This is a genomic window from Streptomyces sp. NPDC048504 (assembly GCF_043200035.1).
Classification (GTDB): Bacteria; Actinomycetota; Actinomycetes; order Streptomycetales; family Streptomycetaceae; genus Streptomyces.
In genome coordinates this window covers 342,245-355,886 of sequence record NZ_JBICXA010000009.1, presented here as the reverse complement: position 1 = coordinate 355,886, position 13,642 = coordinate 342,245, and the positions used below count along the sequence as shown (strand labels likewise).

10 protein-coding genes are annotated in these 13,642 nt (G+C 72.4%); 4 read left to right on the top strand and 6 right to left on the bottom strand.

From position 1 onward, the window contains the following. Window positions 1–204: a hypothetical protein gene (locus ACGFY9_RS24280; RefSeq protein ID WP_393757272.1), complete on the top strand. Its 204-nt coding sequence runs from the start codon at window positions 1–3 to the stop codon at window positions 202–204. Window positions 205–250: 46 nt separating this feature from the next. After that, window positions 251–730 (top strand): hypothetical protein, encoded by a 480-nt coding sequence (locus ACGFY9_RS24275; protein WP_393757430.1) that lies wholly within the window; start codon window positions 251–253, stop codon window positions 728–730. 1 nt (window position 731) lies between these two features. Here ACGFY9_RS24275 and ACGFY9_RS24270 read toward each other — a convergent pair whose 3' ends face one another. From ACGFY9_RS24270 to ACGFY9_RS24260, 3 genes are all read right to left on the bottom strand, one after another. Then, window positions 732–1,574 carry a DUF1932 domain-containing protein gene (locus tag ACGFY9_RS24270; RefSeq protein ID WP_393757270.1) on the bottom strand — a complete coding sequence of 281 codons (843 nt, stop codon included), beginning with the start codon at window positions 1,572–1,574 and terminating at the stop codon, window positions 732–734. Between the two features lie 241 nt (window positions 1,575–1,815). Next, window positions 1,816–3,234 (bottom strand): GAF domain-containing protein, encoded by a 1,419-nt coding sequence (locus ACGFY9_RS24265; RefSeq protein ID WP_393757268.1) that lies wholly within the window; start codon window positions 3,232–3,234, stop codon window positions 1,816–1,818. Between the two features lie 17 nt (window positions 3,235–3,251). Beyond that, the gene (locus ACGFY9_RS24260) at window positions 3,252–4,292 is read right to left on the bottom strand and encodes a rod shape-determining protein (RefSeq protein ID WP_393757266.1); all 1,041 of its coding nucleotides are present in this window, start codon (window positions 4,290–4,292) and stop codon (window positions 3,252–3,254) included. 309 nt (window positions 4,293–4,601) lie between these two features. Here ACGFY9_RS24260 and ACGFY9_RS24255 point away from each other — a divergent pair, with 309 nt between their 5' ends. Next, entirely contained in the window at window positions 4,602–8,228 is a 3,627-nt protein-coding gene (locus tag ACGFY9_RS24255; RefSeq protein WP_393757264.1) for a S8 family serine peptidase, read from the top strand. Between the two features lie 67 nt (window positions 8,229–8,295). Here ACGFY9_RS24255 and ACGFY9_RS24250 read toward each other — a convergent pair whose 3' ends face one another. From ACGFY9_RS24250 to ACGFY9_RS24240, 3 genes are read right to left on the bottom strand one after another with little or no spacing between them, the layout of a single operon-like run. Further along, window positions 8,296–10,068, bottom strand: coding sequence for a carboxyl transferase domain-containing protein (locus ACGFY9_RS24250; protein ID WP_393757262.1), 1,773 nt, complete (start codon window positions 10,066–10,068; stop codon window positions 8,296–8,298). Then, on the bottom strand, window positions 10,061–11,506 hold the full coding sequence (locus ACGFY9_RS24245) for an acyl-CoA synthetase (protein WP_393757260.1): 1,446 nt from the start codon (window positions 11,504–11,506) through the stop codon (window positions 10,061–10,063). Before ACGFY9_RS24245 ends, ACGFY9_RS24250 begins: the two co-directional genes overlap by 8 nt. 59 nt (window positions 11,507–11,565) lie before the next feature. Beyond that, window positions 11,566–12,606, bottom strand: a complete 1,041-nt coding sequence (locus ACGFY9_RS24240) for a MerR family transcriptional regulator (protein ID WP_393757258.1) — start codon at window positions 12,604–12,606, stop codon at window positions 11,566–11,568. Window positions 12,607–12,762: 156 nt separating this feature from the next. Here ACGFY9_RS24240 and ACGFY9_RS24235 point away from each other — a divergent pair, with 156 nt between their 5' ends. Then, window positions 12,763–13,641, top strand: coding sequence for a RimK family alpha-L-glutamate ligase (locus ACGFY9_RS24235; RefSeq protein WP_393757256.1), 879 nt, complete (start codon window positions 12,763–12,765; stop codon window positions 13,639–13,641). The last annotated feature ends 1 nt before the right edge of the window (window position 13,642 follow it).

Sequence of the window (13,642 nt, the reverse complement as noted above, 5' to 3'; positions counted from 1 at the left end):
ATGGCGTATCTGATCATCGGCCTGATGGCCGTGTTCGCCGGTGTCCGGGCCCTCGGGCTGCGGCGCCGGCAGTTGAGCGCGGCAGCGGCGCCGTCCTCGTCGGTGATCCTGCGGCCGGCGGTGCTGGCCGGTCTCGCCGGTCTTGCCTTCGCGGGCGGGGTCTTTCTGCTGTTGGGCGGGATCGTGGTGCTGGCCCAGGGCTGACTGTGAAGGGGTGAACAGGCGGCGCGGCACACCCGTACCCCCTGTCGTGACCCACCAGACACCGCAGTCAACACCCCGAGCCCACACCGCCCGCCTGCGCCGCAGCGCCGCACTCGCCCTGCTCCCGCTGGCCGTGGCCTGCGGCGGGGGCGAGGACAGAGCCGAAGAGAGGCGGAAGGCGACTCCGACCGCAGTGACCGCCGCCCCCGAGGCCGGAGTTGTCGCCCCCGCCAAGGTCGAGGTGATCGCCGGGCTGACCGGGTGCACCGCCGAGATCCGGATCGAGGCGGAGGAGTTGCGCGAGGGCCAGTGCCGGACCGAGCAGGGCGAGTACCGGATCACCACGTTCCCCGAGGAGCGCTTCAAGGAGACCTGGCTCGACACCGCCGCGATGTACGGCGGCAAGTACCTCGTCGGCACCCGCTGGGTCGTCAGCGCGTCGCCGGAGCTGCTGGACGGGTTCCGTTCCCGACTCGGCGGGACCGTGCGGGAGTTGCGTCCCGTCGCGCCCACGACGGCGCCCTGAGTCACCCCTCCGTCCTGAGGTGGGCCAGTACCTCCTCCAGCGGCAGGTCGTAGGCGTCCTTGTCGTCCGTCCACCGGCGCAGCACCGCCGCCGCGCCCTGCGCCATGTCCGCCGGCAGTCCCGCCGTGCGCAGGGTGGCCGCGATCTCCTCCAACTCCGGTGCCCAGCGCCAGGCGCGGGCGGCGACGCTGGGGAGCTGGTCGGTCTCGGCGAGGATGTTGGACGTCAACGAGCGTGCCTCGCGGGCGAGTTCGGCGGCCACGCCGTGGTGCGCGGCGAGGGCGTGCGACACGGCGGCCAGGACCCGCGCCGACTTCTGGTACGAGGCGTACGCCATCTTCAGCGCCGACGCGGCACCGAGTGAGGCGTTCAGAGGGCGGGCCATGACGTGCGTGTCCCTGAACGCCCTTGCCACCCGGGCGACTTGCTCTGCGTCGCCGCTCAGGTACAGGCGCGGGGCGCTGCCCGGGCCGGGCGGGCCGCCGACGATCGCGCCGTCCAGCATCAACACACCGCGATCCGCGCACGCCGCCGCGATACGCCTCGTACGGTCCGGGCTGATGGCGTTGGCCTCGACGTACACGCCCCGGAAGGGGTGGGTGAGGACCTCTCGCGCCACGTCCTCCGCCGCGTGCGGCGGGCAGACCGAGAGCACGAAGTCGCTTGCGGCCAGGGCGGATTCGAGGGACTTGGCGGGCTCCAGGCCTGCCTCGCGGGCACGTTGGAGGCTGGCGGGGCTTCGGCCCGTCGGGACGTACAGGACTCGGGTGGCCGTACGGGTCGCCTCGCCGCCGACTTTCGCGCCCATGGCGCCGGGATGCAGCAGCGTGAAGGTGGTCGTCATGGGCCTCACGGTACGGACTTGATGTTGTTGGGAGTCGCGAGGGCGAGTGTGGGGCATAGGAGAGGGGCATAGGAGATATGAGCCTCGGGAGGGCGCCATGAACCGACAGATCCGCGTTCGCGTCAGTCGCCGGCCCATCACGCCTCGCGACGACACCATCGACCGCAGGACGCCGTCGGGGCGGATCCTGCCCTACTGACACCCCGCCTCCTGCTCCACTGACACCCCTCCGGCGTCGCTCTCACAGCGGCGACTGCCACCGGACCGTCGTGCCGCCACCGTCGCCGTCACCGGTCCCTCCGTCGTCGTACACCCTCAGTCCCACGGCGTCCCTGCCGTCCGGCAGGGGCGTCGTCGTGTCGATGGTGATCTCCAGGCGGGACACGTCGGCGCGGCCGGACGCGGCGGTGAGGGCGCGGCGGAGCGCGGCGAGGAGGTGGGTCGCCACCTGGTCGGGGACCACCGTGTCCACCGGGCCCACGAAGTGGGTCGAGGGCTGGAAGCCCAGGACGGCGGAGGCGGCGGCCGTCTCGCGAAGTACCTTGCCCCGTACGCTCGTCGGGGCCTCCGCCGGAGGTTGCTGCAGGGCGAAGATCGCGGTGCGGACCTCCTGGATCGTCGACTGGAGTTCGTCCACCGCGCGGCCGAGGAGCTCGTGGGCCGGGTCCGTGTCCTCGGTTCTGCGCTGCGTGGACTCCAGCAACATGCCCGTGGCGAACAGGCGTTGGACGACCAGGTCGTGCAGATCGCGGGCGATGCGGTCGCGGTCCTCGTACACCGCGAGGCGTTCACGGCTGTGCTGCGCGTCGGCCAGGACCAGCGCGAGCGCGGCCTGGGACGCGAACTGCGTTGCCAGCAGGCGTTCTACGGCCGTGTAGGGGCGGTCGCCCGGGCGGCGGGGGAGAGCCAGGGTGCCGATGAGGCGGCCGTCCGCCTGGAGCGGGAGCATCATGCTCGGGCCGAACCGGTGCCGTACATGCGTCGTCATGCGCGGGTCGGTCGCCGAGTCGTCGATGAACACCGGTTCACCGCCCAGGAGTTGGACGAGGACGGGGCTGCCGGGCTCGATGGTCGTACCGACGATGTCGCCCGGGTCCTCGTAGGTGGACGCGGTGACGATCTCCATGCCGCCCGCCGCCGTGCGCTGCAGGATCACGCCCGCGGCGGCGTCGGCGAGAGCCCGCGCGCCCTCCGCGACCGTCTTCAGCGCGTCGGCCGCGGTCTCGCCGGTGAGCAGTGCGGTGGTGACGGCCGCCGCGCCCTCGATCCAGCGTTCGCGCTGCCGGGCCGTCTCGTAGAGGCGGGCGTTGCCGATCGCGATGCCGGCCTGGGCGGCGAGCACGTGCAGGAGCTGCTCGTCCTCGGCGGTGAAGGGGGCGTCGTGCCGCTTGCCGGCGAGGTGGAGGTGGCCGAACACCTCGTCGTGGACGTGGATCGGCACGCTGAGCACCCCCGCGGGCGGCGGCTCGGCACCGCCCGTACGGATCTCGGTGAGCCCGTCCTGCCCGGGGTCCGTGGTCCCGAGCGCCGCGTACCGCGCGCCGGTCAGCTCGGCCGCGCCGTCCACGATGTGCTGGAGCGTGGTGCGCAGTTCGAGCTCGGAACCGACGCTCAGGACGGCTTCGAGGAGGCGCGAGAGGTCGGGGACGCCGTCGTCCACCTCGGCCGGGCCGGGGCTCAGGTGGTGGCCAGCGGGTCCAGGACCAGCGGCTCGATCTTGCCCTCCAGCATGTAGCCCAGACCCTGTACGGCACACACGTCCGGCCGCTCGGCGATGTGCACCGGCATCCCGGTCGCCGTACGCAGCATCTGGTCGAAGCCGGGGAGCAGCGCGCTGCCGCCGACCATCATGATGCCGCGGTCGGCGAGGTCGGCCACCAGGTCGGGCGGGCAGTTGCGCAGCACCCGGCCGATCCCGTCGAGCACGGCGGTCAGCGGGGTCTCGATCGCGTCCCGTACGGCCGCGGTGTCGACCCGTACGGAACGCGCGAGGCCGCTCGCCACGTCCCGCCCGTGGATCTCGGTGGTGGTCGGGCCGTGCGGGGTGAGACCGTTGCCGGACAGGGCGACCTGCAGCGGCCGTACGGACTGGCTCGGCAGCATCAACTCGTGCTCGTGGCGCAGGTGTTGGACGATCGCGTGGTCCACGGCCTCGCCGCCCACCGGGATGCGCTCGGCGGTGACGATCGAGCCGAGGGAGAGCACGGCGACCTGCGTCGCGGCGGCCCCGCACACCATGATCATGGTGGCCTCGGGCCGCTCGACGGGCAGCCCGCAGCCCACGGCGGCGGCGATCAGCGTGTCGACCAGCTCCACCCGGCGCGCCCCGAGCCCGACCAGCGTCTCGATCGCGGCCCGCTGCGCCAGCGGATCGGCGTCGTGCGGGGTGCAGGCGGCGGCCCGCAGCCGGGGCTTGCGGCGCAGCGCGCGGCGGACCTTGTCGCCGATCAGGTGCCGCAGCATGCGCTGCGCCATCTCGATGTCGACGACCGTGCCGCCGGAGACGGGCCGGACGACCCGGATGTAGTCGGGCGTACGGCCCGTCATCTTCTCCGCGAACTCTCCTACGGCGATGAGCGCGCCGGTCCGGGTGTTCACGGCGGCGGCGGACGGCTGGTCGACGACGAGCCCGGCGCCCTTGACGTAGACGCGGGTACGGGCGGCACCCAGGTCGACGGCGAAATGGCAGCGTCGCAACTGCTCCAGACTGACGGTCATGGCAGGTTCTCCCGAGAGCGCGGACCGGGGCTTCGCCGGGTGGCGGGCCTCTTTCGCATCGTGCGGGGGTGAGGGAGCGGGCGCGCCTTGTGGTGGGCCGGGCGGGGTGCCGCTGAATGGGGGTATTTGTCCGCAATGCCAGAGTTAAAGAGTGCGTAAAGGGCAGTGGGGGCGTCCTCGTGACGCCGCGTTGGCGGGAAACCGCCGGGGCGTCAATCCGCCAGCTCCATTCAACTCCCTTGCGCCACAAGGCACACGACACTCTTCGCAGCACTCGACGACTCCGCGATTCGACGAAGAGGGGCGTGCATGAGCAGAGGACCAGTCAGACGCGGGGCGGTACTGCTGTCGGCCGGGCTCGTGGTCGCACTGCTGCCGGCGGTACAGGCACAGGCGGCCACCGCCACCCCGGCCACGAACACCACCCCCACCGCGAGCCCCACCCGCACCGTCACCCTCGTCACCGGCGACAAGGTCACCGTCACCGACCTCGCGGGCGGCCGGAAGACCGTGAGCGTCGAGCGCCCCCAGGGCGCCACCGGAGCCGTCCGCACCCAGACGGCCAACGGCGACATCACCGTCGTACCGGACGAGGCGCTCCCCTATCTGCGGACGGGCACCCTCGACCGCCGCCTCTTCGACGTGAGCGAGCTGATACGGCAGGGGCTCGCCGACCAGAAGACCGACGAGCTGCCGCTGATCGTGACGTACGACAAGGGGGCGCAGGCCGTGACCCCGCGCGGCGCCGAGCGGACGCGGACCCTCGCGAGTGTGCGCGGGGCCGCCGTCGACGCGGACAAGGGGCGCGGGTTCTGGGGGGCGTTCACCCGGCAGGACGGGGTGCGGAAGGTCTGGCTGGACGGGCGGGTGACCGCCGACATGGCCGAGAGCAACGCGCAGATCGGTACGGCACACGCCTGGGAGGCCGGGCTGACCGGCAAGGGCGTCACAGTCGCCGTACTGGACACGGGAGTTGACCTTTCCCACCCCGACCTCGCCCAACGGGTCTCCGTCACCAAGAGCTTCATCGACGGCGAGGACGTCGCCGACCGCAACGGACACGGCACCCACGTCACCTCCACCGTCGGCGGGAGCGGGGCCGCATCCGACGGGCAGGAGAAGGGAGTTGCTCCGGACGCCACCCTCGCCGTGGGCAAGGTGCTCAGCGACCAGGGGTCCGGGAGCGAGTCGCAGATCATCGCCGGGATGGAGTGGGCCGCGCGGGACGTGCACGCCAAAGTCGTGTCCATGAGCCTCGGTTCGACCGAACCCAGCGACGGCACCGACCCCATGGCCCAAGCCGTGAACACCCTGTCCCAGGAAACCGGCGCCCTCTTCGTCATCGCCGCAGGCAACACCGGCACCCCCTCGTCCATCGGTTCACCCGGCGCCGCCGACTCCGCGCTCACCGTCGGTGCCGTCGACGCGGACGACCAGGCCGCCTACTTCACCAGCGCCGGGCCGCGCCACGGCGACAACGCGCTCAAGCCCGACCTCTCCGCCCCCGGCGTCGACATCCTCGCCGCGCGCTCCCAACTCGTCGACGGCAGTGGGTACTACACATCCATGAGCGGTACGTCGATGGCGACACCGCATGTGGCGGGGGCGGCCGCGCTGCTCGCCCAGGAACATCCCGACTGGACCGGCGCGGAGATCAAGGACGCGTTGATGTCCACGTCGAAGCAACTCGACTCGTCCGTCTATGAGTTGGGGGCCGGTCGGGTGAACGTGCCCGATGCCGTCGACGCCCGCGTCACCGCCACCGGCAGCGCCGACCTCGGCTTCTACAGCTGGCCGTACGACGGCAACAAGCCGGTCACCAAGACCCTCGCCTACGCCAACTCATCCGACGAAGCCATCCAGTTGAGCCTTGTGGCCCAGGGAGCCCCGGCCGGTGTCGCCACCCTTGCCGACTCCACCCTCACCGTGCCCGCGCACGGCACCGCCTCCACCACAGTGACCGGCGACGGTGCGAAGGCCGAGGTCGGGAACACCAGCGGGCAGATCGTCGCCTCCGTGGACGGAACTCCCGTAGCCCATACGGCATTCGGGCTGGTCAAGGAGGACGAGCGGTACACGCTCACCGTGCACGTGAAGGACCGGGACGGGACTGCCACGGCCGCCGACCTGGTGGTGCAGCGGCTGGCGCAGGGCTACGACCCCTACCCGGAGGCTGTCGGCGACTCCGGGACGCTCAAACTCCGCCTCCAGCCGGGGACTTACAGCCTGACCTCCTTCCTCGACGTGCGCGGCAGCCGCGGTGCCGACTCGCTCGGGCTCGGTTTCCTCGCGGCACCTCAGATCACCCTCGACCGGGACCGCGAGGTCACCCTGGACGGGCGGCGGCTCAGGGAGGTCAGCGCGAAGGTTCAACGGCGCACGGAGACACGGCAGTTGGTCATGGAGTACGACCGGGACGCGAACGGCTCCGATCTCTTCGACGCCGTTCAGGTGCCGGTGACGTACGACAGCGTGTTCGCCGCCCCGACGGACAAGGTCACCCAGGGCAGCTTCGAGTACCGGACCGTGTGGCGGCTCGGCAAGCCCCTGTTGGAGGTCAAGGGGATCGGCGAGGCCGTCGTGCAGTCGGGCGGCACGCTCATCGAGGGGCACAGCCGACTGCCGTTGGTGGATGTCGGGGACGGTCCCATCACCAGTGCCGTCCGGGGACGCGCGGTGCTCGCCCACCTCGCCGACGGCGACGGTGCCGATCCGGTCGCGCTCGCGCAGGCCGCCCAAGACGCGGGAGCCAAGGCGCTGTTCGTGACGGACGACGTGGCCGGGCGGCTCAGCGCCTGGTGGGGAGCGGACGACGGTTCCGACCGCACGCTCCAGATCGCCTCGGTGAACGCGGCCGACGCGGCACGGCTGCGGGCGGCGAAGACGGTCGACATGACGGGGACGCGCAACACGCCCTACACGTACGACCTTTCGGCCGGACACCAAGGGGCGATCCCGGACGCCGATCTGACCTACGCGCCCAGCCGCCGTCAACTCGCCGTCCTGGACACGAAGTTCCACGCGGTGAAGCCGGTGAGCGGCGGGGAGTTCCGCTACTCGATCACCGATGCCTTCCCCATCGGGCTCGGCTTCCGGGAGCGCATCGACTATCCGGCCGAGCGGACGGACTACGTGTCGACCGGTCCCGGGCAGCGCTGGTCGGAGTCCGTGACGGTCGGGGACGGCACGCTGGAGGAACGCAGCGGGCTGGTGCAGTACACGGGCGGGACGCATCGCACCCTCGACTGGTTCAAGCCCGTGTGGCATCCGTGGCTCGGCACCGGGCTCGGCTGGGGACAGCAACGGTCGGGAAACCAGCTGCAGTTCAACACCCCGGGCTGGGGCGACTCCGGGCCCGACCACACCGGATTCGGCGATGCGTGGAGCGCCGACAGCGGCATGACCCAGACCACCGAGGTGTACCGGGACGGCACCCTGGTCGACCGGCGTACCAGCTCCGGCGCCTACGACTGGGACGCCCCCGCCGACGAACACACCTACAAGGTCGTCACCGACACCGCCCTCGACCCCGACCGCTGGGAACTCTCCACCGAGGGCCACGCCGAGTGGACCTTCAACTCGGCGGCCACGCCTGCCGATCGGTGGACCTTCCTGCCCCTCCTCAACCTCGCCTTCGACGTCGACACCGACCTCGCGGGCGATGTGCGGGGCGGCGGCCGGGTACCGGTCGGGATCAGCGCCTCGTACGTGGCGGGCGCGCCGGACACCGGGACGATCGTCGGCGGCACGCTCCAAGTGTCGTACGACGACGGGAAGTCGTGGCGGTCCGTACAACTCGGCGGGGCGGGCGCGACGTGGCACGGGACGCTGACCGTGCCGAGCGGCACCCGGTACATCTCGCTGCGGGCCTCCGCGAGTGACGACCAGGGGGGTTCGGTCACACAGGAGATCATCCGGGCGGTGGGAGTCCGGTAGGCCGGCCGGCGTCCGGCACTTCAGACGGGCGGCGCCGTCTCCTTGGGAGGGGAGACGGCGCCGTCGCTCACACCGGCCGCGTCCGGATCACGCCCAACTCCGCCAAGTCCTGCGGCCGGATGTGGAGTTGGTCAGCCGTCGACTCCGTCTCCTCCGGTGGCCGTTTCAGGATCGCGGCGGCCAGCTCCGGGGCGATCACCGAGAAATAACTGTCCGGTGTGGCCCAGGTGTTGCCCGGCGCGGCCAGCGCCAGCGCACCGCCGGAGCCGCCCTCGCCGATCAGCAACGTGGTGAGCGGCGTCCGGGCGGAGGCCACCGCGCCGAACAGGTCGGCGATCGCCGCGCCCGCGCCCTGCCGTTCCGCCTCGGCGTCGTTCGCCGCACCCGGGGTGTCCACCAGCGTCAGCACCGGGATACCGAGCCGGTCCGCGAGCCGGATCAGCCGGGCGGCGGTGCGATAACCGGCTGGCCGGGTCGCCGTCCCGGCCTGCGCGGCATACGCGATCGTCCGCCCCTCCCGCTCCCCGAACCCACACAGCATGCCCGCGTCGATGCCCCCGCACCGGTCACCGCTGATCGCGAGCCGGTGGGTGAAGTAGCTGTCCAAGTAGCGGTCGGCGCGCGGGCGTTGGGGGGAACGGGCGCGCTGCACGGCCTCCCAGCCGGTGCCCGGGAAGTCGGCCGCGACACGCTGCACGACCTCTCGCGCGGGCACTGGTGGGCCGGCCGGGGTGTGCTGAGTCGACCGGTCGCGCTGCTCTGCTTTCCGCCCGGTTCCCGGGAGATCGGCCTCGGTGTGGCGGGCCGGTCCGGAGTCTTGCACTGCGTCTCGCGCGGTCGGCGGGAGGCCGGGCTCGGTGTGGCGGGCCGGTCCGGAGTCTTGCACTGCGTCTCGCGCGGTCGGCGGGAGGCCGGGCTCGGTGTGGCGGGCCGGTCCGGAGTCTTGCGCTCCGTCCCGTCCGGTGCCCGGGAGGCCGGGCTCGGCGTGCCGGGCCGGTCCGGATTCCTGCGCTCCGTCCCGTCCGGTGCCCGGGAGGCCGGCTTCAGCGTGCCGGGCCGGTCCGGAGTCCCGCACCGCGTCTCGCGCGGTCGCCGGCGGGCCAGTCGGCGTGTGCTGAGCTGACCGGTCCAGCGCCGCGGGCACCGGCGCTTGTCCCGCCCACGGCGTGGTCAGCAGCCGTAGCCACCTCCCCAGGGTTTCCTTCAACTGCTCGGGTTCTACGACCGCGTCGGCCGCGCCCGCCGCCACCTGGGCCTCCGCCGTGTACGCCGTCGGGTCCGCGCCCGGGGGTCGGACGCGGGAGCCCGCGAAGCCGACCTGGGCGCCGGGCAGGGCCAGGATCACATCGGCGCCCGCGCCGAGCGTGGCCCAGCCGCCGCCCGTGGTCGGGTCGCGCAGTACCGCGATCTGGGGCAGCCCGGCCTCCCGGGTGAGCGCCGACTGGCGTGCCACGCGCTGGAGTTGGGTGAGGGCGACCATGCCCTCCTGCATCCGGCTGCCCCCGGTGGCGACCAACGGCACGACCGGCAACCGGTGTTCACGGGCGTACGTGTACGCCGCCTCAAGACGGTCCCCGGTGCGTTCGCCCAGCGAACCGCCGAGGTAGCCGAACTCGAAGGCGATCAGCACCGCTTGGGTGCCCGACACCGTCGCCGTGCCGCAGATCACCGACTCCGACTCACCCGTGCGGTCGGCGGCGCGGGCGCGCGAGGCGTCGTAGCCCTGCCAGGCGAGAGGGCCGTCGGGCTTGGACTCCCGTGCGGGGTAGGGGAGTTCGGTGAAGGTGGTGTCGTCCGTGACGAGGGCCAGGGTCTCGCGCGCGGTCAGGCGTTCAGTCACGGGTCAGGGCCCGCTTCAGGATCTTCCCCATGTCGTTGCGGGGCAGCGCGGAGATGTGGTGGACGACGCGCGGGCGCTTGTGCGGGGCGAGGCGGCTCGCCACATGGTCGGCCAACTCGGCTAGTTCCGGCGGGGATTGGGGGTCCGTCGGCACGATCCAGGCCACGACCCGCTCGCCCAGGTCGGGGTCCGGTTCGCCGGTGACGGCGGCCTCGCGGACCCCGGGGTGTTCGAGGAGCGCGTTCTCGATCTCGCCCGCGCCGATCTTGTAACCCCCGCTCTTGATCAGGTCGGTGGCCTTGCGGCCGACGATCCTGACATAGCCGTCGGGGTCGCGCACGGCCATGTCGCCGGTGCGGAACCAGCCGTCGGCGGTGAAGGCGGCGGCGGTCGCGTCGGGCCGGTTGAGGTACTCGGTGAAGAGGTTTGGGCCGCGCACCTGGATCTCGCCGACGCTCTCACCGTCGTAGGAGGGGAGGGGTGTGCCGTCCTCCTCGACGAGCCGCAACTCCACGCCGGGCAGCGGGACTCCCACCGTCCCGGCGCGCGGCTCGCCGTCCGCACGGACACTCGTGTTCATGAGGGTCTCCGTCATGCCGTAGCGCTCGATCACGCGGCGGCCGGTCGCCGACGTGATGCGTTCGTGGTCGTGGACCGGGAGCGCGGCCGAGCCGGAGACCAACAGGCGTGCGCGGCCGAGGGACTTGGCGAGTCCGGGGTCGTCGGGGAGGGTCTCGGCGATGCGGTGGTACATCGTCGGCACGCCGAACAGCATCGTCGCGCCGTCGTTCAACTCCCGTGCCACGCCCTCCGTGCTGAACCTGCCGAGGTGCCGCACCGAGCCGCCGCGCCGCAGCGGGCCCAGGATGCCCAGCACCAGCCCGTGCACATGGAACAGCGGCAGCCCGTGCACGAGGACGTCGTCGCCGGTCCACTGCCAGGCGTCCGCGAGGGCGTCCAGGGTGGAGGCGATCGCCCGGCGCGGGATGACGGCGCCCTTGGGCGGGCCGGTGGTGCCGGAGGTGTAGACGACGAGGGCGGGATCCTCGTCGTCGGGCGAGACGTCGGGACCGTCCACTCCGGCAGCCCGCACCTCGACGTCGACGCGCTCCAAGTGCCGTAGAGGAGGCGGAAGTTCGTCACCCGGAGCCGCCAGCACGAGCGTCGGGGCGCTGTCCGCCAGGATGTGGCCGAGTTCCTTCTCGCCCGACTTCGGGTTGAGGGGGACGGCCGCGACTCCCGCCCGCAGTACGGCGATCACGGCGACGGCCGTCTCCAGCGAGGGGGTGGCCCAGACGGCGACCCGGCCGGTGCCCGCGCACCGGGCCGCGAGGGCGTCCGCCGCCGCGCCCAGCTCCGCGTACGTCAGGGACCGGTCACCGAACCGGAGAGCGGGCTGCTCGCCCGGGTTGGTCAGGGCCGGGAAGAGGGTGGACACGCGGCGCACTCCTTAGCCGTCGGGGCAACGGTCCCCAGGTGCCGGGGACACCCCCGTTCCTACACCACGTCCGCCACCACACAGCTGACGTTGTCCGGACCCCCGGCCTCGTTCGCCGCGTCGACCAGGGACCGTACCGCCTCCTCCGGTTCCGGGCTCGCGGTGAGGAGTTCGCGGATCCGGTGCTCCGGGACGACCGCGGTCAGGCCGTCCGAGCACAGGAGGTAGCGGTCCCCGCGGTGGGTGTCGTGGAGCTTCAGATCGGGGGTGCCGTTCGTCAACGCCTTGAGCAGCATGGCGCGTTGGGGGTGGGAGCCGGCCTCCTCCGGCGTCAGCCGGCCCTCGTCGATCAGTGACTGGACGACCGAGTGGTCGTGCGTGATCCGGAACAGCCCGCCGTCGCGCAGCAGATACGCGCGCGAGTCCCCGATGTGCACGAGCGCCAGCTTCGAGCCCGTCCACAGCAGCGCGGTCAGGGTCGTGCCGTTCTCGGCGGGATCGGCCACGTCACGGACCGCGTCGGTGGCGCCCCGTACCGCCTCCTCCAGGAGGTTGAGCACATTGCCCGCCGGCACTTCTTCCGTGTCCAGGAAACGCAGCGCCTCCACCGCCGCGCCGCTCGCGGGCGCGCCCGCCGGGCCGAACCCGTCGGCGACCGCGAGCAGCCGCGTGCCCGCGTACGCGGTGTCCTGGTTGGAGGGACGGACCAGGCCGCGGTCCGAGTGGGCGGCGTAACGCAGTTCCAGCATGGTGGTGTCCTTTCCCGGTGCGGCCGTGGCGGCCGCGAGATGGTCGACGAGGAACCCGGCGAGATCCCGCCGCACCGCCGTCTCCGCCTCGACCCGGGCCCAGAAGGCACGGATCTCGCGGGCGGCGGCGGCCGGTTCGAGAGCACACACCGCACGGATCCCGGCCAGCGGCATGCCCAGCCGCCGCAGCCACGCGACCAGCCGCGCCCGCTCCAGCTGTGCCACCGCGTAGTACCGGTATCCGCTGTCGGGATCCACCCGCGCCGGCCGCAGCAGCTCCAGCTCGTCGTACAGCCGCAACGCCTTCGGCGACAGCCTGCACGCCCGCGCGAAGGCCCCGATCGTCAGCATGTTCCCCGTACCGCCCATGTGCGCCTCGACCTCTTCTCGGTTCCGTCACCGATGCTGGGGCTTCACCAAAGGGGAAGGTCAATCCGGTTGCCGCGGTTGCGGGGCGGCCGGTTAACCTGCGGATCTGTCCGCAGTCCGTACGACGATGGAGGCTCCGTGCCCCGAATCGCGCTCGCCACCTACGACCCCGGAGCCAAGCCCAGCAAGGACCGTGACCTCCCGGTGCTGGTGGAGGCGTTGCGGGCGGCCGGGGCCGAGGCGGTCGGGCTGCCGTGGGACGACGCCGGGGCCGACTGGGGAGCGTACGACCTCGTGCTCATCCGCTCCACCTGGGACTACAGCTGGCGCCCGGCCGAGTTCATGGCGTGGGCCGAGCGGACCGCGAAGGCGACGCGGCTCGCGAACCCGGTGCGGGTCGTGCGGTGGAACACCGACAAGCGGTACCTCGGCGACCTCGCGGCGGCCGGCGTGCCCGTCGTGCCGACCCGCTATCTCGCCCCCGGCGACCCGGCCGACCTCCCCGACGACCACGAGTACGTCGTCAAGCCGACCTCCGGCGCGGGCGCCCGCTTCGCCGCCCGCTACACGCCCGACCAGCACGAGACCGCCGTACGACAGCTGGAGCGCATGCATGCGGAGGGGCTGACCGCGATGGTGCAGCCGTATCTGACGAACGTGGACGTCAGCGGGGAGCGGGCGCTGCTGTTCTTCGGCGGGCGGTTCGTGCACGCTTCGCGGAAGGGGGCCGTGCTGGCGCGCGGGACGGCGTACGACGACGACAAGGTGTCCCACCCCGACCTGGAGCCGTGGACCGCGACCGAGGCCGAACTCTCCGTCGCCGAGCGGGCGTTGGCCGCCGTACCGGACGCACCGGAGCTGCTGTACGCGCGCGTGGACCTCGTGGACGGGCCGGACGGACAGCCGTGTGTGATGGAGCTGGAACTCGTCGAGCCGAACCTCTTTCTCGATCTGCATCCGGAGTCCTCGCTGGCCGCGGTGGTCGAGGCGGTTCTCGGGGCGGCCGCCAGTCGCTGAT